Genomic DNA, 22,690 nt, shown 5'->3' on the forward strand with positions numbered 1-22,690 from the left:
ATGTTACTCGCTATGAACATAGAATGACTATGCATCATAACGAGCGTCGTGATCAGAATGCGTTTAGATTGAACATAAAGTAAACCGCAAAGATAAACAGACCCTCGGTAGGAGGCCCAAGCTTAGCATGGGCTCTAAGACAAACCACCGAACAGGGTAAGTAAAGCGATAAGGGCTAAGAAGAAGAGTACATTACGCTTAACCAAACGCATCATGCATTGGGCTTCAATGGTGCAGCCATAATGTTCTATTTCAATTTGTTCCGCGGCCAAGGCAGTTTCTGTGATCACCTGACGGTTTGACACCGAAAAATCAAGCACGTGGCGCAGCCAGCACTGAGTGCCCTTGGAAAAGTTACCTATCACCAGGTAGCCTAGGCTGGCCACCCGCGCCACCGGCCACTCAAGCCAGTAGATAATCTTGCCCAGAGCCTGATGCCAGGATGACAATTCATGTTCGGTTTCTTCACTGAAATCGAGGAAACTGCGCACCAAAGAATAAAACAAGGCGCCCGCCGCACCTAAAAATACAAACCAAAAAATAACCGTACAATAAAAACGAAAGTTTACCCAAGCCAGGGTTTGCGCAAAGGTTTCGCCCCCTTCTTCATCTTCGGTGCGTTTTTGTCCCATTTGCAAGGCATAGAGGGTGGCGGCTTCGCCGTCATCCCGAGTCAGGGCGTTCAAATACCCTTTGTAATAACCGCGCAGGGTGGCACAACCAAAGCAGGTCAAAACCACAGTGGTATTAATAAGCAGTTGCCACAGAACAAAGTCACTGAGATTAGCGAGCGCAAAAACCAACAGACTGGGGATCAGTAACCAGAGGATCATCCCGGCTTCTTTGCCTAGGCCGCTAAAGCGTTTTAACAGCGTCAAACTTTGCCCTTGATACCAGTGGGCATAGGTGGCGATTTGCCAGGTTTTAGAGCGCGCTCCGAGGCGTTCGGCAATAAGCGCAAAAATTATGGCGATCAGGGTCATAGTGGCAAATAAATTAACTTAGATTTCCTTTAGTCTATCGCAATTACTGGTAAATGTAAGGTCAAAAAAGTATGTCCAATCAAACGCTTCCCCCGGATCAGTTTTACGACCTGGGGCAATATCACTGTGCCCAACAATGCGCTCACGGGTGATCTCTGGGTAGCGTTCCATGATGGCCAGGGTCAGTTGCGCCAGGCTCTGATATTGAGCTTGAGTGTACTCACTGCGGTCTGTGCCTTCGAGCTCAATCCCTATGCTGAAATCGTTACAACGCTCGCGCCCGGCAAATTGTGATAACCCGGCATGCCAGGCGCGCTCACTGAAGGGCACGTATTGGCGTACTAGGCCTTCGCGGTCAATTAAGCAATGGGCTGACACCCGAACCCCTTGCAATGAACTAAAGCTAGGATGAGCATCGCAATCGAGGCACCCGGCAAACAAGTCATCGATATAAGGGGTGCCGTAGTGCCCCTCGGGCAAGGAAATGCAGTGGATCACCAGCAGTGAAACTTCCTGCTGTGGTCGCGCATCGAAATGAGGGCAGGAATACTGCTGCGCGCCGGCGTAAATCCCTTGATCATTAATTGCCATAAGCTCTCCCATCACTTTGCCGTCATGTTAAAAGCCTAGGACTGATGGCGCAAGGGCACTTCGGGATAAAAGTCACATTCACCCTGAGCGTCGATAGCCACGAGTTCATGGTTGCGGTGCAATACCGCCAACCGGGGTGGCGGACAATGGGTACGCACAAAATCCAGCTCGTAACCTAATTTTGTCAGGCTGTACACCTTGTCGACCTGCTCACCTGTCAGCCTGGCATAATGTTGGTTGAAAGTCCTTTGGCCGTGGCGGCGCTCAGTGTCCACCTGCTTTGTTGATGCCATGATATCCACCCTTTAGGTATTATACCAATTCACTTAAATAGCTAATCACTCTAGCGGGCTAAATATCATGCTCACTGTGTTGGAGTTTTTCTATGTAGAATAACTACATAAGAAAAATTCCGCCTTGTGATCATATCATTTATCCAGCGCTATCTCTGATCACATACTTAACAGAATTGGTATTCTCCGGATCTTACAGCTTAGAGCATAAAAAAAGCACGGGCAAAAACCGTGCTTTTTTGTGACTGACAGAGCTTGCTCACAAGCTTACTCGGCGCGCTGTTCGCGCCCCAGTAGTGCCATGGCGGCCTCTTTCACGTCTTTGTTTTCATACAGCACCTTATAGATTTGCTCGGTGATCGGCATCTCTATACCACTGCGTTTAGCCAGCATATAGACTTCTTTGGTGTTTCTGTAGCCTTCAACCACCTGGCCAATCTGTTGCTGCGCCGCTTCCACGTCCAGTCCCTGCCCCAAGGCTAAGCCAAAACGGCGGTTACGTGACTGGTTATCGGTGCAGGTGAGGATCAAATCGCCCAGTCCGGCCATCCCCATAAAGGTTTCCGACTTGGCGCCCAGGGCACAGCCCAGGCGACACAATTCCGCCAAACCTCGGGTGATAAGCGCGGTACGGGCATTGGCACCAAAGCCAAAACCATCTGAGATACCAGCGCCTATGGCGATGACGTTCTTAACCGCTCCACCGAGTTGAATACCAATAAAGTCATTATTGCGATACACCCTAAATGAGCGGCCGCAATGAAGCAGACTAGATAAGCGCTCACAGAAGCTGTCGCTGGTCGCCGACACCGAAATTGCTGTCGGTAATCCCGCCGCCATTTCTTTGGCAAAGGTCGGGCCCGACAATACCGCCAGTTCCACCTTATCGCCCAGTTTTTGCGTCGCCACATCCTGTAATAAGCGCCCAGTTTCCGGCTCTAAGCCCTTGGTTGCCCACGCCACCTTGGCATCGCTGCGCAACATGGGTGCAATCGTTTCCAATAGCCCGGCAAAAGCATGGCTCGGCACCACCACTAAAATGATGTCGCTGCTTTGTACCGCTTTTTCTAGCGAGCTTTCCAGGGTCAGGGTTTCGGGAAAAGGAATATCGCCGAGGTACTGTTCGTTTTTGCGTTCGCGAGCGAGCTTTTCTACTTGCTCGGCATCGCGACCCCATAAGGTTACCGGGTGGCCGTTACGGGCGAAACAAATAGCAAGGGCGGTGCCATACGACCCCGCCCCCAGAACAGTTACAGCTGAAGGTGCTGTTGTGCTCATAACTTATGCGTCAGCTTGCTGTGCTTGCTCTGCAGCGCGTTGCTGCATGTATTGGGCAAATAGCGCGTCAAAGTTAACCGGAGCCAGGTTCAACTGCGGGAAAGTACCACGGTTAACCAGGTTAGATACGGCTTCACGAGCGTAAGGGAAAAGTACGTTCGGGCAGAAAGCACCTAGCATATGCGCCGTTTGTAACTCTTCTAGTTCACCGATAGTGAAGATACCAGCCTGTTGGATTTCGCATAGGAAAGCCGTTTCTTCGCCGATAGTCGCGGTTACTGTTAGTGCCAGCACTACTTCGTAGATGCCGTTTTCTAGCTTGTTTGAACGCGTATCTATGTCTAGTTTAACTTCCGGCTTCCACTCTTTTTGGAAAATAGCCGGCGAGTTTGGCGTCTCGAAAGACACATCTTTAGTGTAGATACGTTGAATTGAGAATTGCGCTTGTTGTTGCTCTTGTGCTGCGCCTTGATTTTGCTCTTCCATTGTCGTTCCTTTCAATCTGTTGATGGTAACGAGCCACAGTCGCTGCGGCCCGATACCTAATAAGTTGTTATACGTTAAGTAACGCGTTTAATTCGCCACGAGCTTCGAGTGCCATCATATCGTCGCAGCCACCTATGTGCTGGTCGCCGATAAAGATTTGCGGCACGGTGTAACCACCATTGGCACGCTTGATCATTTCATCGCGTAGCTCAGGCTGAAGGCCGATATCATACTCGGTATAAGTTACACCTTTTTTATCCAGCAATGCCTTGGCACGCTGACAAAAGGGACAATAATCTTTGCTGTATAAAACTACATCGCTCATAACTTGCTCTTACTATTAATTAGCGGCCCGATACCTGAGGTAGACCGGCACTTTGCCAAGACTGCATACCACCAGAAAGGATAAAGACACTCTCAAACCCAGCTTTACCTAGGTTGTTGGCAATACCCGAGGCCGTCATACCCGTAGCGCATACCAATATAATGGGTTGGCTTTTATGCTTTTCAAGCTCTGCAAAGTCACTTTGTTTCGCTTTTTCCGCGCTTAGGTGAACGGCATTGGCAATACGCCCCGCCGTAAAATCTTTCTGGGCGCGAATATCAACCACTACAGCGTTTTCACGATTCACTAACAAGGTGAGTTGTTGTGGATTGATCTGCTTAATGGCCGAAAACTTACTTTTAAACCATCCCGAAATAAGCATAAACACGATAACCAACCAGATAATGCTTAAAATCGGATGATTACCGATAAATTCTATGTATTGTTCCATACGTTTTACTTTGTTAATTCAAACCTTGAGGGCGGCACAAGTATACACATTTGCCTTGCACTTACCAATTAGTGAGATATTTTCTACTGCGATATTGTGCAAAAAACGGTAGGATATTAACAGCACGTGCACATTACCCAGGAGATACAATGACACAGCCCAAAAAGCCGCTCGTTTTGATGATTCTAGACGGATGGGGTTATCGTGAAGAAAGCGAAAGTAACGCCATTTTAGCCGCTAACACCCCGGTTTTAGACAAACTTTGGCAACAATGCCCACATACGTTAATTTCCGGTTCCGGTATGGACGTAGGTCTTCCCGATGGGCAAATGGGTAACTCCGAAGTGGGTCATGTGAATCTCGGTGCCGGTCGCGTTGTGTACCAGGACTTTACCCGTATCACCAAGGCTATTGAAGATGGCACCTTTGCCACCAACCCTGCCCTGGTTAACGCCATTGATGCCGCCGTAAATGCAGGCAAGGCAGTACACCTAATGGGCCTGATGAGCCCAGGCGGCGTACACAGCCATGAAGACCATATTATTGCCGCCATCGAGCTTGCAGCTGAGCGCGGCGCACAAGAAATTTATGTTCATGCCTTCTTAGATGGCCGCGATACGCCGCCACGCAGCGCCGAAGCCACTTTGAAGAATATCGACGCCGCCTTTGCGCGCGTAGGTAAAGGCCGCATTGCCAGTCTGATCGGCCGCTACTATGCCATGGACCGAGACAACCGTTGGGAGCGCATCGAAAGCGCCTATGACTTGATGGTCTTGGGCGAAGCCGAATATCACGCCGCCGATGCCGTAAGCGGATTACAGGCCGCCTATGAGCGCGGTGAAAACGACGAATTCGTAAAAGCGACCGTGATTGGCAATACCGCCGCCACCATTAATGATGGCGATGCTGTGTTGTTTATGAACTTCCGCGCCGACCGTGCCCGTCAAATGACCCGCACCTTTGTCGATGCCGACTTTAAGGGGTTCAACAAAAAGAAAACGCCACAACTGGCCGCCTTTGTTATGCTTACCGAATATGCAGCGGATATCGATGCGCCTGTGGCCTTCCCGCCTGAGCCGCTTAACAATGTACTCGGTGAATGGCTGGCCAAGCATAATAAAACTCAGCTGCGTATTTCCGAAACCGAAAAATATGCACACGTTACCTTCTTCTTCAGTGGTGGTCGCGAGCAGGAATTTGCAGGTGAGAGTCGCGAGCTTATTCCTTCTCCGGATGTAGCCACCTATGACTTACAACCGGAAATGAACTCTGAGCTTCTGACCGACAAGCTGGTTGAAGCCATTCACAGCGGCAAGTATGACGTGATCATCTGTAACTACCCTAATGGCGACATGGTGGGTCACTCGGGTGTATTCGAAGCGGCTGTGAAGGCCTGTGAAGCGGTTGACCATTGTATTGGCCGAGTGCTTGAAGCCCTTGAGCAAAGCGGTGGCGAAGCACTGATCACCGCCGACCATGGTAATGCCGAGCAGATGCAAAATGCACAAACCGGTCAGGCCCATACCGCCCACACCAGTGAGCCGGTGCCCTTTATCTATATCGGCCGCGATGCCGAGCCGGTAGCGGGTAAAACCTTGAGCGACGTGGCGCCGACCATGTTGCATCTACTAGGCATGGAGCAGCCTGCGGAAATGACAGGCTCGCCAATCATGCTGCTGCGTTAATCATTGCATATGTTTAGGTTTATCCACCTAGGCTCGCAAACAAGAGTGTCGCTGCTAAGCGCGGCGCTCTTGTCCTTGTGTGCCCTGCCCGCCAGCAGCAATGAAAACCGCACCAAGCAAGACTTAACCGAGGTTCAGCAGGAGATAAAGAAAAACCAGAATAACCTCTCAAGCCAGAAACAATCTCTGGGCTCGCTGCAACAGCAATTAAAAAAATCAGAGAAGGCCATTGCCAACAACGCCAAAAAGTTAAGAGAACTCGATGGCCAAATAAATACCAACCGCCAGCAACACAACGAATTACAAACGCAGGCGCAGGAATTAGAGCAACACAGAAAAACCTTAGACACAGCTTTGGCGGCGCAGCTTAAAAGCGCCTACATGGTCGGCGGTCACGATTACTCCAAGTTGTTACTCAATCAGCAAAACACCGCAAAATTAGAACGCACCATCAGTTATTACGATTACCTCAATAAGGCGCGTTTAGAACAACTTGATGAGCTTAGAGAAACCCTAGAAGAAATAGAACAAAACCAATTGGCGCTGGCGCAAAACCGCGAACAGCTTGAGCAACTGCGGAGCCAGGAAGAAGAGCAAAGACAGCAATTATTGGCCGCCAAGACCGAGCGTCAGTCTCAGGTAAAGGCGCTGCAAGGCGAATTGAATCAACTGCAAAGCTCCATTGCTTACCTCAAAGACAACGAACAAACCCTGATCACCACCCTAGAAGAGCTTGAAGACTCCAAGGCTCGACAGGTGGCTATGCTTGGCCTGGCCAGCAGCAAGGGCAAACTGGCCTGGCCGACACGAGGGTCGTTAAAACACCGTTTTGGCACCCGCAAACGCCCTGGCTTTAATTGGAAAGGCGTGGTGATCGATGCTAAAGAAGGCAGCAATATTAATAGCATCGAAGACGGTCAGGTGGTATTTGCCGACTGGCTTAAGGGCTTTGGCTGGGTCATGGTGGTTGACCACGGCAAAGGTTATATGAGTCTTTACGGTCACGCCCAAGCCCTGCTTAAGGAAGTGGGCGATCAGGTTTACCAAGGCGAAGCAATAGCCCTGGTTGGTCAGAGCGGCGGCCAGGTTGATCCTGGTCTATACTTCGAGATACGTCACAAAGGACGTGCCGTTAATCCAACCACTTGGTGCAGGTCCTCATAATTGAATAGCGGCTGCGCCACAAGGGGCAGCCTATGTTTGCATATAACGCACTCATTTTTAGGCACTTTTTAAACTGGTGCCTAGCCATAGCGCTAAGCATTTGCAGTGCTTCAGCAGCGGCGCAGGAAAGCCAGCTCGAAGAAGTTTTATTTCATATAAACCACTTTTATGTCGAGGAAGTGGACCGTGCCAAGCTGGATCAACATGTGCTGAGCAGCCTGCTTAGCGAGCTTGACCCCTACAGCGAATACCTGGATGAGCAGGAATTAAAACGCCTGTTTGATGTTACCAATGGCGAATATAAGGGCCTGGGGATCGAGGTCGAAAAACGCCAGGATCATGTGGTCATCGTCTCAGCACTGCCCAATTCTCCGGCTCAGGCTGCCGGCTTGTTAGGCGGTGATATTTTACTGGCTATCAACAATGTAGCTGTGATAGATAAGTCCCTGGAAGATGTCTCCAAGCTGATCAACAGCCGCGAAAATGGTGAAGTGACTTTGGCCATTGCCCGTGCCGGCCATTCACAACGACTCGATTTTCACCTCACCCGCCAACCCATACATATAGAAAGCGTTAAAAGCGAGCTGCAAGCCAATCGCACCGGATACCTGCGCATCAACAGCTTTAATAACCACAGTTTTCATGATGTCGCCCACCATATTACCAAGATGCAGCAGCAAAGCGGCACGGCACTCAAAGGCCTGCTCATTGATTTGCGCGATAATCCGGGCGGCACCTTCGACAGTGCCATCAATATTGCCGACCTGTTTCTCTCCACCGGCACCATAGTCTCGACCCGAGGACGCTTTATCGAAGCCAATCAAAGGTTTGACGCCCAGCCAGGGGATATCTTAGCAGGCGCGCCCATAGTGGTGTTGATCAACCAAGGTTCGGCGTCGGCGGCAGAAATTGTAGCCGGTGCCTTAAAAGACAACCACAGAGCCAAGGTGGTGGGAACCCGCTCTTACGGCAAGGGCTCGGTGCAATCGCTTATCCCATTAGGCGATGGTCGCAGCGCCTTAAAACTGACTACTGCTAAATACTATACGCCGGCCGGTATCTCTATCGAGGGAACTGGGATCACCCCGGATGTCGCTATTTTGCAACCAGACCTTTCCCAATCAAATAAAGAGGTTATAATCAATTTAGCGGCTGGGAAAAGCGCCAATAGTAATTTGACTGCATTATTGGACACGCAGTTAATAAAAGCTCAGCAACTGCTAGAAGAATATTAAAAAATAATAATAGTGAGCCAGTGCGCAAAACATTGGCTCGAATAAAACCAATAGCATTAATGCCTTGGTTAATAACATCAACAGAAGAATAAATATTACTGTGCACATACTAAAATGGATTGCTGTGGTTGTGCTCTTGGCTTGTCTGCTGGCAAGTCCATCGGTACAAGCAAAACAGGTGGCCATCGTTATCGACGATATTGGTTATCAACGTAATGATTTGTCCGCCTTAAACATACCTGGACAGCTTACGTTTGCCATCTTGCCCTTCACTCCCTATGCCGCGCGCTTTGCGACTCAAGCCAATGAGCAACAAAAAGAAATTATGCTTCATGCGCCCATGCAATCGCTCAATGATCTAGCCCTTGGACCCGGCGCCCTGACCATGGATATGCCCAAAGAAGACTTCCAGAGCAGATTAAAAGAAGCCTTGAGCAGCTTGCCCAATATTAAGGGCGTAAATAACCACATGGGCTCACTGCTGACCCAGCAAAATATGCCGATGAATTGGACCATGGAAGTGCTCAAGGAGCAGAAGCTGTATTTTCTCGACAGCAAAACCACGCCGCACTCCAAGGCACAAAGCATAGCCAGCCTCTATGGCGTCGAGAATATAGCGCGACATGTATTTTTAGATAATATCACCAGCGAAAAACAACTGCGTTTTCGTTTTGATCAGCTTAAACGCATTGCCAAGAAGCATGACTATGCGGTGGCCATAGCTCACCCCTACCCAGAAACCTTTGCCTTTTTGCAAAGTGCCCTAGATGAGCTGAAAGCGGAAGGCATTGAGTTGGTGCCCCTGTCACAGCTGGTACAAGAGCGCACCTTACGTTTGGCTCAAGCTAAAAGCACCAAGACCAGCGAATAACAATAGCTCGTTTTTCTAAGGACATAAAAAAACCGCGCCATGCGCGGTTTTTTCTTATGTCTTTAAACAAGCGATTAGAATTGGCTGTTAGCCGCTGCTACCACATTGTCCACGGTGAAACCGAACAGCTTGAACAGCTCATCCGCCGGCGCCGACTCACCAAAGGTAGTCATGCCGATCACCTTGCCGTTAAGGCCTACATACTTGTACCAGAAGTCGGCAATACCAGCTTCAACGGCAACGCGACGAGTCACAGCAGCCGGTAGTACAGATTCTTTATAAGCCGCATCTTGCTCATCGAATAGATCCGTTGACGGCATAGAGACCACACGTACCTGTTTGCCTTGAGCACGTAATTCAGCGGCTGCATCCATGGTCAGTTGAACTTCTGAACCGGTAGCGATCAGGATCACTTCAGGGTTGCCGTCACAGCTTAGTACATAGCCGCCTTTCTTAACGTTGGCCAACTGCTCTGCAGTACGCGCTTGCTGCGCCAGACCCTGACGGGTAAAGACCAGTGACGTTGGACCGTCTTTGCGCTCGATAGCTTGTTGCCAGGCGATAGCCGACTCAACCTGATCACAAGGACGCCAGTTAACTAGGTTAGGGGTATAACGCAAGCTCGCCATTTGCTCTACCGGCTGGTGCGTTGGGCCATCTTCACCCAGACCGATTGAGTCATGGGTATAAACGAAGATGCTTGGCGTTTTCATCAGCGCCGCCATACGTACCGCGTTACGGGCATATTCCATAAACATCAGGAAGGTGGCACCGTAAGGGATAAAGCCCTTGTGCAGCGCGATACCGTTCATGATCGCAGACATACCGAACTCACGCACACCGTAGAAGATGTAGTTACCGTTGGCATCATCGCTGGTCAAGCCTTTAGAACCACTCCAAAGCGTTAGGTTTGAGCCAGCCAGGTCCGCAGAACCACCCATAAACTCAGGCAGCATAGGGCCAAAGGCATTCAGGGCATTTTGTGATGCTTTACGCGTTGCCGGGTTATCCGGGTTTGCTTGTAACTGCTCGATATAGGCTTGTGATTTTTCCGCCCAATCCGCAGGTAGTTCATTGTTTGACGACGCTCAAATTCCGCCGCTAGTTCAGGAAACTCCGCTTTATAAGCAGCGAACTTGTCTTTCCAGCTTTGCTCTTTTTGCTGACCCGCTTCTTTAGCATCCCACTGGCTGTAAACCTCTTGTGGAATTACGAAAGCGTCATGGCTCCAGCCCAGGAATTCACGTGCCGCTTTGATTTCTTCATCACCTAGAGGCGCGCCGTGACAGTCATGGCTGCCCGATTTATTCGGTGAGCCGTAACCGATAACGGTTTTACAACAGATAAGGGTTGGCTTGTCGCCATTGGCACGGCCTTCTTCGATGGCCGCACGAATCGCTTCGCTGTCGTGACCATCAACGCCACGAACTACGTGCCAGCCGTATGCTTCGAAACGAGCAGGCGTATCATCGCTGAACCAGCCTTCTACTTCACCGTCGATTGAAATGCCGTTGTCATCCCAAAACGCGATCAACTTACCAAGACCTAAAGTGCCGGCCAATGAACAGGCTTCGTGTGAGATACCTTCCATCAAGCAGCCATCACCCAAGAAGGTATAAGTGTAGTGATCAACGATATCGTGACCGTCACGGTTAAATTGTGCCGCCAAGGCTTTCTCGGCGATAGCCATACCCACGGCATTGGTAATACCTTGGCCTAGTGGGCCGGTAGTGGTTTCTACGCCCGGCGCATAACCATACTCAGGGTGACCCGGTGTTTTTGAATGCAATTGACGGAAGTTTTTGATTTCTTCCATAGGCAGGTCATAGCCGCTTAGGTGTAACAGCGAATAAATCAGCATTGAACCGTGGCCATTGGACAGGATAAATCGGTCGCGATCAGCCCAATCAGGATTCGTTGGGTTGTGCTTCAAATAGTCGCGCCAAAGGACTTCGGCGATATCGGCCATGCCCATAGGGGCACCCGGGTGACCTGATTTAGCTTGTTGAACGGCGTCCATAGACAAGACGCGAATGGCGTTAGCGAGTTCTTTGCGAGATGGCATGAATTCTCCTACCTTTATATGTATTTGCGCTGGAAGATTCGCCTTTGCTCAAGCTAGCGAAGGCAAAATAGGTGCCCATTTTTACTTATTCATACGCCCCCTGCAAATAAAACTTGCGGCCAAAGTGAGCGACTTTAGAATTACTCATCAACTAGAGTAATTACTTCAGCTGATTTCGGGCAGTTGACGAGTTTGGCGAGTGAAAAGAAGTATTTTGGACGTCTAGGCGTAAAATTGCTATGCAAGGTGTGATCATTTAGCTAGAATATGCGCCTTATTTTTATGCTGCGCTGCGCCCAGAGGTTGGTGACGAGTTTGGGAAGCGCGAGACTTGTGAGAAGAAGCCAATGGCAAAACATTTATTTACTTCTGAGTCAGTATCTGAGGGACACCCGGATAAAATCGCTGACCAAATTTCAGATGCGGTATTAGATGCTATTTTGGAGCAAGACCCGCACGCCCGTGTCGCTTGTGAAACCTATGTAAAGACCGGCATGGTTATGGTTGGCGGTGAGATCACCACCAGCGCTTGGGTTGATATCGAAGAGCTTACGCGTAAAACAGTACGTGAAATTGGCTACACCCACTCAGACATGGGTTTCGATGCCGATTCATGTGCCATCCTAAACACCATTGGTAAACAGTCTCCTGACATCAACCAAGGTGTTGACCGTGCTCGCCCTGAAGATCAAGGCGCCGGTGACCAGGGTCTAATGTTCGGTTACGCGTGTAACGAAACAGACGTATTGATGCCTGCTCCTATTACCTATTCACACCGCCTGGTACAGCGTCAAGCGCACGTACGTAAAAACGGCGAGCTTCCTTGGCTTCGTCCGGATGCAAAATCTCAGGTAACTTTTGCTTATGAAAATGGCAAAGCAGTTGGTATCGACGCAGTTGTACTATCAACGCAGCACTGTGACACCATTTCACAGGACGCTTTAGTAGAAGCCGTGATGGAAACCATCATCAAACCAACGCTTCCGGCTGAGCTTATCACTTCAGCGACTAAGTTCTTTATCAACCCAACAGGCCGTTTCGTAATCGGTGGCCCTATGGGTGACTGTGGTCTGACTGGTCGTAAGATCATCGTTGATACATACGGTGGTATGGCTCGTCACGGTGGTGGTGCCTTCTCTGGTAAGGATCCATCAAAGGTTGACCGTTCAGCAGCCTACGCAGCTCGTTATGTTGCTAAGAACATTGTTGCTGCCGGTCTTGCAGATCGTTGTGAAATCCAAGTTTCTTACGCTATCGGTGTGGCCGAGCCTACCTCTATCAGCGTTGAAACCTTCGGCACAGGTAAACTGGACGAAGAGCACCTAATTGCACTTATCCGCAAGCACTTCGACCTACGTCCTTACGGCCTGATCCAGATGCTTGACCTTGAGCGTCCTATTTATCAGCCTACCGCTGCTTACGGTCACTTCGGTCGCGACGAATTCCCATGGGAAGCGACAGACAAAGTAGAAGCATTAAAAGCAGACGCAGGTTTTTAAGACTGCAACAGCTTAGAAAAAAGCGCTCATTGAGCGCTTTTTTTATGCCTGTCTAAAAGGAGGAGCAATCGCCCTCTTGCAATGGCAAGGGCGACATGACCTGGGTCTTAGGCAGCACTCGGCGTAAATTCATTAGCGTCTTATACACGCTTTTTAACGACACCTTATTACTGAGCCAAGTAGGAATGGCGCCACCGGGGTCGGCCTCGACCTGATATTCCAACACCAAACCATCTGTTCGTGACGTTAGTACCCACAGCGCTTCTAATTCCTTTATCCTTACTCTTCCCTTGCCCACATCCCTATCCGGGTCAACACTGCGAATTAATAATCGCGAACTTTGTTCGTCGAGGGCTTCATAGCAGGACTCGGTATACAGCTCCCTGTCGGCCACCGGCCAGGGCGAATTCAGGTGAGTAAAAACCAGGGTGCGATTGGCGCTGGGACTGTCTAGCAGATTGACCCGCTTAACGCCCTCAAGCCAATCGGACGCATGCTCGGTATCGTGCAACAGGCTGATAAATTGCGCCTTAGTGGCCTTAGCAACAAACAACTTGGCCTTAATAGCATAGTGACCTTGCGCCGTTTGATAATACTGCACCTGGTATTGCTGCGAGTGCTTCCAGGTGCGCCAATTTTCTTGCGCGGCAAAGGCATATGCTTGCGCGCTAAAGAGGCTAATCGCGCCAATAAGGCTGAATATTACGGGTCGCTTCACGACTTTGCTCCATGGCACCGAGTAGACTGTCCGTTTTCTGTGCGAGCCAGGCCTGGATTTTTGCCAGCTCTTCGCTGTCCTTGCCCTGACATAACTGGCCAAGATAATTAAGGGTAAACAGTTCGAAGGTGCCGTGGATGATATCCAGCCAGGGAGCACGGAAATTCATGCGTGCGTTTTCATCGAACAAGGCCCCTAAACAGCACCCGCTCAATAAGTTACGCTCAAGACGGTGTTTTAGGCTTAAGTATTCATCGCTCGACAACTGTGAGTCATTGTCGACCAGGGCGCGCATTTCATGCCAGTCAAACTCCAGCAAGTGAGCAGCGATATCATGGATATTTTTCTCCGCCGCCTGGAACTGAGACTGCCCCCATGACTGTCGCCAGCCGCGCTCGGTCAGCCAAATGGTCAGATCCAGCAGCAAGAGGTTATAGCGCTTGCTGGTAAAGACCTTTTGCACTTCGTCTATGCTCGGCTGAACCGCTTTTAAATCTTCAATCACCTGCGCCAGCTCTGGCGCTGCATTGATTTTTTTGTAGTAGGCGTGCTTTTTCGAGGTAAAGGTTTTCAGTTGGATGGCCGTTTCCACCCAGCTTAATTCGCTTAGTAGCCACTTCAGTTCCGAGCGCAAACGCTCTGTGTCCTGCTTTTCAACGATGTCGCTAAACAACCACAGGCTGTGACGAATAAGGCTGACACCATCGGTAATACGCTTCAGGGTTTTTAAGCTCGGCTTTTGGAAATAGCACTCTTCGTGCTTTTGCACAAAGGTAATGCCATGGTTTAAACACTTCTCCAGCGCCCGCTCCTGCGAGTCGGCGTTGCTCAGTGCAACCATATCGATTTCCTTGCTCGCCACCAGCGGTTGGTCATCGGCCAAGCGATAACCGCGCGCCGCCTTTGAGTAGAGCCCCATGCGCAACGGCAGGTTTTCGATCAGCTTTTCCGCCAGGGAAAAGAGCTCGCTGCGCTCGCCTTTAACCAGCTCGATTTCCAATTCGCAAATAGTCTCAACGCTGGCATTAGCGGCCACCTCTCCTTTATCCAACACCACTTCAATCAAGGTGCCGGCTTGAGTCTCTAACAGCCAGGTACGGCGAATAAAGTTAGTGCTAAACAGTGGATATAAATTGTCGGCAATGGCTTCAACCTGCACCCCGTGCGGCCAAATACTGGCGTCGAATTGACTGAGCTCGGGGCGGTTGCCTTCGATGGGCAAATTATACTCTGGACGCTGATGCAGCCCCCCGACATTCTCGCCGGCAAGCTTAATGGTTTGCTCGCATTGACCATCGCTGCAGCGCGTGCGCAAACCTATATCCAGGGCCCGTAATTCACGGCTGGGAGTATCAAAATAGGCATTTTGCAGATTACGCGAAGGCTTGTTGGTAACGGTTTTTGCAAACTGTGTGATAAGTGCTGGAATCGACGGGATGACCGCCTCAGAAACTAAAAATTTCAGCTCTATTTCAGTGTCCATACGTTCTAGAAGACCAATGAAATTGACAAGAAGACAACATAAACAAAGCCATCAATGAATGCAAACTTTTTGCATTCATTTCCCAGTAATTTAAGCCCTTAGCCGCGGGGTTGGGTTACAAAATCGGCCTTGCCATTCGCCACGCCAGCCAATAATATGCCCCAATCAACATCTTATTTACGTAAACAAGGTTTAGTTGCATGCTAAAACACCTGTGTGTTGCGCTGCTTTTTATTTCCAGCGCACTAATCACCAAAATGGCCATTGCCGCCCCCAGCACCGCTTATATCAGTGATGATCTCTATATTTTCATGCACTCGGGGGCAGGTAAAAACTACCGCATTATCGGCTCAGTAAACGCTGGCACCGAAATCAAGCTGGTTACCGGCACTGAAAATAACGGCTTTTTTGAGGTTGTTGACGACAAAGAACGCCAAGGCTGGGTAGAAAGCAAGTTTATTAATCAGGAGCAAAGCCTCAAGGTTAAACACGAAAACCTTGCCGAAGAGCTGGCCAGCACCCAACAAAAACTACGTGATGTGCAGGCACAGGTGCCACAGCTGCAAAGCATGAACAGCGATTTGAGCACACAAACCGAGCAGTTGCAGGCCCAGCTTGATCAAGCCATTGCCGAACGCGATGCCATTCAAACCAAACAGCAGAATCTGCGGGCAAAAGAAAAGCGCCAGTTACTGACCTATGGCGGTGCCATTGCCTTTATCGGTTTATTCTTAGGTATTATTTTGACCATCTTTCTGTCGCGCCGAAAGCGCTACGATGGTTGGGCGTAAACTCACTTTTACATGAGTTATCGAAAAAAGAGCGCCTAGGCGCTCTTTTTTGTAGCAAAGGGAAGCTGTTATAAGTCGATACGCAGACCGGTATCTTCTTTCACCTTTTCAATCACCATATAGGTATGGTGCGTGCCCACCCCGGGTATATCGACCAGATCACCAAGCACCTGACGGTACTCGTTCATATCACTTACACGCACCTTGAGCAGGTAATCATAGCCCCCGGCCACCATATCGCACTCCACCACTTGTGGGGTTTTAACTATGTGCTCTTTAAATGTTTTAAATACAGAGGTGTTAGAAGTGACCAGTGACACCTGTACATGGGCCAAGAGGCTCTGGTTGAGCTTCTGCTCACTGAGCTTAGCAAAATAGCCTTCGATAAACCCCTCAGCTTCAAGGCGTTTAACCCTGTCCAGGCAGGGGCTTGGACTCAGGTTTACCTGTTTAGCCAGGTTTACATTGGAGATGCGACCATTTTTTTGCAGCTCATCAAGGATGGCTAAATCTATCCTATCTAGGACACGAGACTTGGCTATTAGAGACATAACAGAATTTTATACGGGCAAGCTACAAATATACCCTGTAAATTATCGTAATTGCCAAAATTAAACCAGCATATTCTGCGGTATTTTCTTTAGAATGCCCGCGAATGTGTAGTCATTAAGAGCACAATCTTAACCACATACTGAATATCCACGTAGGTAAAAATCTACACTCTCGCAGTTAGAACCTACAATGTAGTAATTGTCGTAACCGAGGCCCCACCATCCCACCTTATGGTGTTGGGTACAGTTGCTATGTTTAGACTCCGTTATTTTGAGGGTTGCTTATGTTATTTGAAGGCAATTTGATTACAGAATGCCCCATCCGCCAGAAGATCCGTGACTTCTATCGCATTGACGAAAATGAAGTAATTGATCACATTCTTCCATTGGCTGAAGTAGGTGTTACGGCACGAAGCCGCGCATGGGAGCGCGCCCGTCAAATGGTATTGAATATCCGTAAAGACCAAGATGGTCAAAGCGGTGTTGATGCCCTATTAAACGAATTCTCTCTGTCCAGTGAAGAAGGCGTGGTGTTAATGTGTTTGGCCGAAGCGCTACTGCGCGTGCCAGATAAAGCAACACAAGAACAACTTATTCGCGACAAACTAGCCAAGGGCGACTGGAGCTCACACTTAGGTGCAAGTGACTCACTGTTTGTAAATGCATCTTCTTGGGGCCTATTAGTAACCGGTAAAATGGTTAACTACAGTGACAAGAATAAAGAAGACCAGTTCGGCCTGCTAAAGCGTACCGTAGGTCGCCTGGGTGAACCGGTTATTCGTAAGTCTGTAAACTTCGCCATGAAGATCATGGGTAAGCAGTTCGTTATGGGTCAAACCATTGACGAAGCGATTGAGCGTGCTGCAGAAGCTGAAAGCAAGGGTTACGTTTACTCTTACGACATGCTAGGTGAAGGCGCACGCACCATGCGTGATGCTGAACGTTACTACAACAGCTACGTTATGGCGATTCATGCCATAGGCAAAGCGGCCAATGGCCGTGGCCCGGTGAAAAGCCCTGGTATCTCGGTAAAACTTTCGGCTATCCACCCGCGCTATGAGTTCACTCACCGTGACCGCGTCATGGAAGAGATTGTACCTAAGCTAAAAGACCTGGCACTACTTGCCAAGCAATACGACATCGGCCTGACCGTTGATGCCGAAGAAGCAGACCGTCTTGATATCTCACTAGACATTATCGAAGCCGTATTCAGCGACGCCGAGCTTGGCGACTGGCAAGGTTTTGGTCTGGCGGTTCAGGCTTACCAAAAACGTGCAATTTTCGTTATTGAATGGCTAACCAACCTGGCTCGCCGCGTTGGCCGCAAGCTAATGGTACGTTTGGTTAAAGGTGCCTACTGGGATACCGAAATCAAAACCACACAGCAAGATGGTTTAAGCCACTTCCCGGTATTTACCCGTAAAGCGACCACAGACGTATCTTACAAAGCCTGTGCCATTAAATTAATGGATGCACGCGATGCGATTTACCCACAGTTTGCAACGCACAATGCCTACACGGCTGCAACCATTCTGGAAGTAGCCAAGGGTGACAACCAGGGCTTTGAATTCCAGCGTCTTCACGGCATGGGTGAGTCACTGTTCGATCAGGTTGTAACTCAAGAAAAGATTCAGTGTCGTGTGTATGCGCCTGTTGGTCAACACGAAGACCTGCTTGCTTACTTGGTACGTCGCCTGCTTGAAAACGGTGCTAACTCATCGTTTGTTAACGCCATCGTTGATACCACTAAGCCTGTTGAAGAGTTACTGCCGGATCCGGTAGAAACCCTGCAAGGTCTGCGTAACAAATATAACAAGCAAATTAAGCTCCCGATTGAGCTTTATGGTGACGAGCGTCCAAACTCAAAGGGTATGGACTTAACCGACATCAATGTGATCACCCCACTAAAAGCCAATATGGATGCCTGGTTTGCCGAGCACCTTATCTCGGAAGAGCAAGTTGCTGAAGGTAACCTGGCGGTACGCAACCCTGCGAACCACAAAGAGATTATCGGTCAGCACCGCCTACACACAGGCGATGAGATGCAAACCCTGCTGGCAAACGCAGAAAATGCCTTTACCTCTTGGTCGGCAACGCCTGTTAAAGAGCGTGCGGATCTATTACGTCGCATCGCAGATATCCTAGAGCGTCATAATGACGAACTAGTGGCTCTTTGTATTAAAGAAGCCGGTAAGATCACTCAAGACGGTATCGATGAAGTACGTGAAGCGGTGGATTTCTGTCGTTACTATGCCGCACGTGCAGAAGAGTTATCACAGGACGAGCGTTTTGAAGCCCGCGGTGTGGTGCTATGTATCAGCCCGTGGAACTTCCCTCTTGCCATCTTCCTAGGTCAGGTTGTAGCTGCCATTGTGACCGGTAACACGGTTATCGCCAAGCCAGCTGAGCAAACCAGTCTTATCGCATTACGCGCCATCGAGCTAATGCAATATGTAGGTCTGCCTGAGCACGTAGTGCAGCCGGTTATCGCTCGCGGTAGCGAAGTAGGTAAGCACATAGTGCCTGATGAGCGCATTCAAGCAGTGATGTTCACCGGTTCAACGGAAACAGGTACGCTTATTTCACAAACTCTGGCCGCTCGTAACGACATCCAGGTTCCGCTTATCGCCGAAACCGGTGGTCAGAACTGTATGATCGTGGACTCTACCGCTCTGCCTGAGCAGGTAGTAGACGATGTGGTTAAGTCTGGCTTCCAAAGTGCCGGTCAACGCTGTTCTGCACTGCGCGTATTGTTCCTACAAGACGACGTAGCCGACGGCATTATCGAGATGCTTAAAGGTGCTATGGCCGAGCTTCACATTGGCGATCCGGCTTACTTGTCTACGGATATAGGTCCGGTAATCGACGAAAAAGCACTGAAAGCGCTGACGGCTCACGTTGAATACCTAAAAGGCAATGGCACCTTACATTATCAATGTGATATCCCTGACAACAGCGAAAATGGTGCCTTCTTCTTTGCACCGCGCCTGTATGAAATCAAAGACTTGTCTGTGCTTAAGCGCGAAGTATTTGGCCCTATCGTGCATATCGTTCGCTTTAAAGCGGGTGAACTTGATAACGTGATTGATCAAATCAATAACACGGGTTACGGCCTGACTATGGGTGTTCACTCACGTATTGAAGAGCGTTGCGAGTACGTTGCCCGTCAATCTCGTGCCGGTAACGTCTACGTTAACCGTAATATGATCGGTGCTATCGTTGGTGTGCAGCCGTTCGGTGGTCGTGGTCTTTCTGGTACTGGCCCTAAAGCAGGTGGTCCTAACTACCTACTTCGCCTGGTTAAAGAGAAAGCCTCTCCAGAGAACGTGCAGATGACCAACTTACCAGCGGATGAAGCGGATCAACACCACTACTCGGGTGCTGCTGAAAAGGTAGAAGCACTGATGAGTGCCTCAATGCGCGATGAGAAGATCTGGCGTGCAACGGCGCTGAATGACCGTGTATCGGCACTTCGTCAGCTATTGGCGAAAGTGGCTACGGTTGAGATCATCGACGAACTAGCCGATGACCTGGCCAAGACCCTGAGCGATGCGCGTACTCAGCTTAACCGCATTGAAAAGCGTATGAAGCGTCCTAAGGTATTGCCTGGGCCAACGGGTGAATCAAACATCCTGTATCTTGAGCCACGCGGCTGTGTGGTTTGTTACGCAGATAAGAGTACCTCGTTCAACTTCTGGGCGATTTCTATTATCACTGCGCTGGCAGCGGGTAACACGGTTATCACAGTTGCCTCTGAGCTATTCTATGAAGAAGCTCTGGCGTTCCGCGATAAATTCATTGCTACCGGTGTAGCCGAGGGCGTATTACAGGTGGCTAAGCCGAACCAGCTACAAGCCATCTTGGCACACTCTCACCTTGCCGGTGCGGTTGTTGCTGCTCGCTCTTCTCGCTTGGGCTACTTCGCACAGCAGTTAGCAAACCGTAAGGGTGCTATCCTGCCGGTGATCAGTGCCGAGTACTACGATACCCTGATCAACCGTCTATTGACGGAAAAGACCATCAGTATCGATACCACGGCATCCGGTGGTAACACCTCATTGATGACCCTGGTAGAAGACGAAGAATAAGTCGTAAGCTACTGAAAAAGGCGCCAATTGGCGCCTTTTTTTATTACTCTCTCAACGTCTAAACGCCGATAAACCTATGCCTCTTATTAAGGCCAGTCTTGCATTGCCTCAAGGGAAAATTCATAGTTATCAATGCTTAAAATTGTCTGCTCCGGGGTGATCTCCACAACCCGTATGCGACCCACATTATCACCCTCATACAGCTCATAACCATTGAGTTTAATCCAACGTCTATCCTGCGCGGTGGCATAAATATGGGCTTGATAGACCAAGGATGGAATGCGGCTCTGAATCGCCTCCGGCAATAATTCGATGGGCTCTACCATGGCACTGCTGCGCGATGCGGTAGTGACGGAATCTTCATTCTGCATGCCTGCGGTAGCGGCTACGGCATCGGCAAAGGCACGTTTTAAGTCGCTGGAAACTCCTTGTAACTCAGCATCGTTATAACCAGGTGTCGAAGAGTAACCCTGCTGAGGTTGCTGATAAGCATTGTTGCCCTGCTCCATTGGCTTACCCACCACCTTATATTGACTGGTATCGACCGGCTGCGCCCCTGGATTAAAGCCCTGCGGATATTGGCCGGCACTGGCCATCATAGGATTACCATAAGCGGGAACCCATTGCATATAGGTGCCAGGGCCATAGGCCTGGGGCATTTGTCCCATCACATAAACGGGCACCATTTGTTGATAAGGCTGGGCAAATTGCACCGGCACCTGCAGAGCATTCAAGTTAACCTGCCCCTGCGGTAGCCCCTGCGCTACGGATTGACCAACCTGCTGGCCTGTCACTTGATTCTGCGGATTATTAACTGGCTGTGCTTGATTTGAAGCCAGCTCGGCATTCACCTGAGCCGGTGAAGCAGTTTGGGTGGCGGTCACGTTTACCTTGGTAGACTGCTGCTCCTGTGCTTGCATCTGCGCTTGCATCTGGGCCTTGGCCTGTACTAACAATTCATTGCTATTATCCTGCCACCATTTACCGGCGAAATAGCCCACCACCAGAACCACGGCAATCACCACCAGGGCGACTAGGCCCCAGCTTAGGCGGCGATAAAAGTCTAACGCCTCTTGCTGCGATGTATCGGGCTCAGATTCTAGGGCACTCGATTGATTTTGTGATTGTTTTAATGCGTCTAATAACAGCGACATAGTAGAGCCCTAAATAAAGTAAGATAAGCCAATGCCCACGGCGAACAGCATCATAACCCCGCCCAGGGTAAAAACAAAACGTTTGCCTCGGCTCTCTGTGCCGTTATTTTTTTGACTCGGTAAGGTTTCAGGCAAGGCTTCTTTGGCCGCCTGAGTCACTAATTTTTTGCTGACCTGATTAACCTGGGCCGAATAGGCACCGAGTAAGGCGCGTTCGCATAAGAGGTTAATCAAGCGCGGGATACCGCCGGTCAGTTGGTGAATTTGCTTTACCGCAGCACGATCAAAGAGGATCTGCCTGCCACCGGCAATTTTTAAGCGGTGCTTAACGTACGCATCGACCTGGGCCAGCGTCAGTGGCAACAGGTGATAGCGGGCGGTAATACGCTGTGCAAGCTGGCGCAGCTCATTGCGACGCAGTAAGGCCTGCAATTCCGGCTGGCCAACCAAAATAATCTGCAACAGCTTTTTATGGTTGGTTTCTAAGTTGGTAAGTAAACGCAGCTGTTCCAATACCTGAGGCGCCAAATGCTGTGCCTCATCGATGATCAGCATGGTATGACGACCATTAACATGGTTGCTTAGCAAACGCCCCTTAATGCGGTCGGTCAGCGTCTTCAAGGTGGCGTTTTGGTGATCATACTCGATCTCCAGCTCATCGCAGATACTCGCCAACAATTCCAACTCGGACAAGGTGGGATTAAGAATAAAGGCCACCTGGGTCGAATCTGGTACTTGCTCAAGCATGCACCGGGTTACCGTGGTTTTGCCGGTGCCCACCTCGCCGGTTAGCAACACAAAGCCGCCGGACTCACCCAACCCATGCGTCAGGTGTGCCAAGGCTTCATTATGGCGTTCACTGAGATAAAGGTACTCGGGGTTCGGGGCGATGGAAAAGGGTTTTTCGGTTAAGCCAAAGTAATCTAGATACACAAATAGGTCCTTAGTTTTTGCCACAGGCCTTACCCGGAAAACTTCC

Annotated in this window: 19 protein-coding genes and 1 pseudogene; 7 read left to right on the forward strand and 13 right to left on the reverse strand. The window is 49.8% G+C overall.

What is annotated here, in order from left to right; translation table 11 throughout:
- Nucleotides 1-134 precede the first annotated feature (134 nt).
- From ampE to C2M24_RS03850, 7 genes are all read right to left on the reverse strand, one after another.
- Nucleotides 135-983 (reverse strand): beta-lactamase regulator AmpE, encoded by an 849-nt coding sequence (ampE, locus tag C2M24_RS03820; RefSeq protein ID WP_105213366.1) that lies wholly within the window; start codon nt 981-983, stop codon nt 135-137.
- An 18-nt stretch (nt 984-1,001) separates the two neighbouring features.
- Nucleotides 1,002-1,574, reverse strand: a complete 573-nt coding sequence (gene ampD / locus C2M24_RS03825; RefSeq protein ID WP_105213367.1) for a 1,6-anhydro-N-acetylmuramyl-L-alanine amidase AmpD — start codon at nt 1,572-1,574, stop codon at nt 1,002-1,004.
- 35 nt (nt 1,575-1,609) lie between these two features.
- Complete coding sequence (locus C2M24_RS03830; RefSeq protein ID WP_105213368.1) at nt 1,610-1,867, reverse strand: hypothetical protein; 258 nt, start codon at nt 1,865-1,867, stop codon at nt 1,610-1,612.
- A 267-nt stretch (nt 1,868-2,134) separates the two neighbouring features.
- Nucleotides 2,135-3,145: an NAD(P)H-dependent glycerol-3-phosphate dehydrogenase gene (gpsA, locus tag C2M24_RS03835; RefSeq protein WP_105199472.1), complete on the reverse strand. Its 1,011-nt coding sequence runs from the start codon at nt 3,143-3,145 to the stop codon at nt 2,135-2,137.
- Nucleotides 3,146-3,148: 3 nt separating this feature from the next.
- Nucleotides 3,149-3,631, reverse strand: a complete 483-nt coding sequence (gene secB, locus C2M24_RS03840; protein ID WP_105199471.1) for a protein-export chaperone SecB — start codon at nt 3,629-3,631, stop codon at nt 3,149-3,151.
- 67 nt (nt 3,632-3,698) lie between these two features.
- Nucleotides 3,699-3,956, reverse strand: a complete 258-nt coding sequence (grxC, locus tag C2M24_RS03845; protein ID WP_105199470.1) for a glutaredoxin 3 — start codon at nt 3,954-3,956, stop codon at nt 3,699-3,701.
- A gap of 19 nt (nt 3,957-3,975) precedes the next feature.
- On the reverse strand, nt 3,976-4,407 hold the full coding sequence (locus tag C2M24_RS03850) for a rhodanese-like domain-containing protein (protein WP_105199469.1): 432 nt from the start codon (nt 4,405-4,407) through the stop codon (nt 3,976-3,978).
- Between the two features lie 149 nt (nt 4,408-4,556).
- On the opposite strand from C2M24_RS03850, the gene gpmM reads away from it, so the two are divergent.
- From gpmM to C2M24_RS03870, 4 genes are all read left to right on the forward strand, one after another.
- Nucleotides 4,557-6,092, forward strand: coding sequence for a 2,3-bisphosphoglycerate-independent phosphoglycerate mutase (gpmM, locus tag C2M24_RS03855; RefSeq protein WP_105213369.1), 1,536 nt, complete (start codon nt 4,557-4,559; stop codon nt 6,090-6,092).
- A 9-nt stretch (nt 6,093-6,101) separates the two neighbouring features.
- Nucleotides 6,102-7,256, forward strand: a complete 1,155-nt coding sequence (locus tag C2M24_RS03860) for a peptidoglycan DD-metalloendopeptidase family protein (protein WP_105213370.1) — start codon at nt 6,102-6,104, stop codon at nt 7,254-7,256.
- 32 nt (nt 7,257-7,288) lie between these two features.
- Nucleotides 7,289-8,491 carry a S41 family peptidase gene (locus C2M24_RS03865; protein ID WP_105213371.1) on the forward strand — a complete coding sequence of 401 codons (1,203 nt, stop codon included), beginning with the start codon at nt 7,289-7,291 and terminating at the stop codon, nt 8,489-8,491.
- A 100-nt stretch (nt 8,492-8,591) separates the two neighbouring features.
- Entirely contained in the window at nt 8,592-9,362 is a 771-nt protein-coding gene (locus C2M24_RS03870; RefSeq protein ID WP_233999491.1) for a divergent polysaccharide deacetylase family protein, read from the forward strand.
- Between the two features lie 74 nt (nt 9,363-9,436).
- Here C2M24_RS03870 and tkt read toward each other — a convergent pair.
- Nucleotides 9,437-11,427 (reverse strand): annotated as a pseudogene (gene tkt / locus C2M24_RS03875) (transketolase).
- A gap of 347 nt (nt 11,428-11,774) precedes the next feature.
- On the opposite strand from tkt, the gene metK reads away from it, so the two are divergent.
- Nucleotides 11,775-12,926, forward strand: a complete 1,152-nt coding sequence (gene metK, locus C2M24_RS03880) for a methionine adenosyltransferase (protein WP_105188405.1) — start codon at nt 11,775-11,777, stop codon at nt 12,924-12,926.
- Nucleotides 12,927-12,978: 52 nt separating this feature from the next.
- Here the strand turns inward: metK and C2M24_RS03885 are convergent, their stop codons facing one another.
- Entirely contained in the window at nt 12,979-13,644 is a 666-nt protein-coding gene (locus C2M24_RS03885; protein ID WP_158683686.1) for an START domain-containing protein, read from the reverse strand.
- Nucleotides 13,604-15,127, reverse strand: a complete 1,524-nt coding sequence (locus C2M24_RS03890; RefSeq protein WP_105199463.1) for a CYTH and CHAD domain-containing protein — start codon at nt 15,125-15,127, stop codon at nt 13,604-13,606. The genes C2M24_RS03885 and C2M24_RS03890 overlap by 41 nt, the downstream gene beginning before the upstream one ends.
- 200 nt (nt 15,128-15,327) lie before the next feature.
- On the opposite strand from C2M24_RS03890, the gene C2M24_RS03895 reads away from it, so the two are divergent.
- Nucleotides 15,328-15,918: a TIGR04211 family SH3 domain-containing protein gene (locus C2M24_RS03895; RefSeq protein WP_105199462.1), complete on the forward strand. Its 591-nt coding sequence runs from the start codon at nt 15,328-15,330 to the stop codon at nt 15,916-15,918.
- Nucleotides 15,919-15,986: 68 nt separating this feature from the next.
- Here C2M24_RS03895 and C2M24_RS03900 read toward each other — a convergent pair whose 3' ends face one another.
- Nucleotides 15,987-16,469 (reverse strand): winged helix-turn-helix transcriptional regulator, encoded by a 483-nt coding sequence (locus C2M24_RS03900; protein ID WP_105199461.1) that lies wholly within the window; start codon nt 16,467-16,469, stop codon nt 15,987-15,989.
- A 284-nt stretch (nt 16,470-16,753) separates the two neighbouring features.
- Between C2M24_RS03900 and putA the strand changes: the two genes are divergently transcribed.
- Entirely contained in the window at nt 16,754-20,557 is a 3,804-nt protein-coding gene (putA, locus tag C2M24_RS03905) for a bifunctional proline dehydrogenase/L-glutamate gamma-semialdehyde dehydrogenase PutA (RefSeq protein WP_105199460.1), read from the forward strand.
- Between the two features lie 86 nt (nt 20,558-20,643).
- Here the strand turns inward: putA and C2M24_RS03910 are convergent, their stop codons facing one another.
- Nucleotides 20,644-21,711: a general secretion pathway protein GspB gene (locus C2M24_RS03910; protein ID WP_105213373.1), complete on the reverse strand. Its 1,068-nt coding sequence runs from the start codon at nt 21,709-21,711 to the stop codon at nt 20,644-20,646.
- 9 nt (nt 21,712-21,720) lie between these two features.
- Complete coding sequence (locus C2M24_RS03915; protein ID WP_105199756.1) at nt 21,721-22,644, reverse strand: ExeA family protein; 924 nt, start codon at nt 22,642-22,644, stop codon at nt 21,721-21,723.
- Nucleotides 22,645-22,690: the final 46 nt, after the last annotated feature.

Source organism: Pseudoalteromonas sp. T1lg22, assembly GCF_002964645.1.
GTDB lineage: Bacteria > Pseudomonadota > Gammaproteobacteria > Enterobacterales > Alteromonadaceae > Pseudoalteromonas.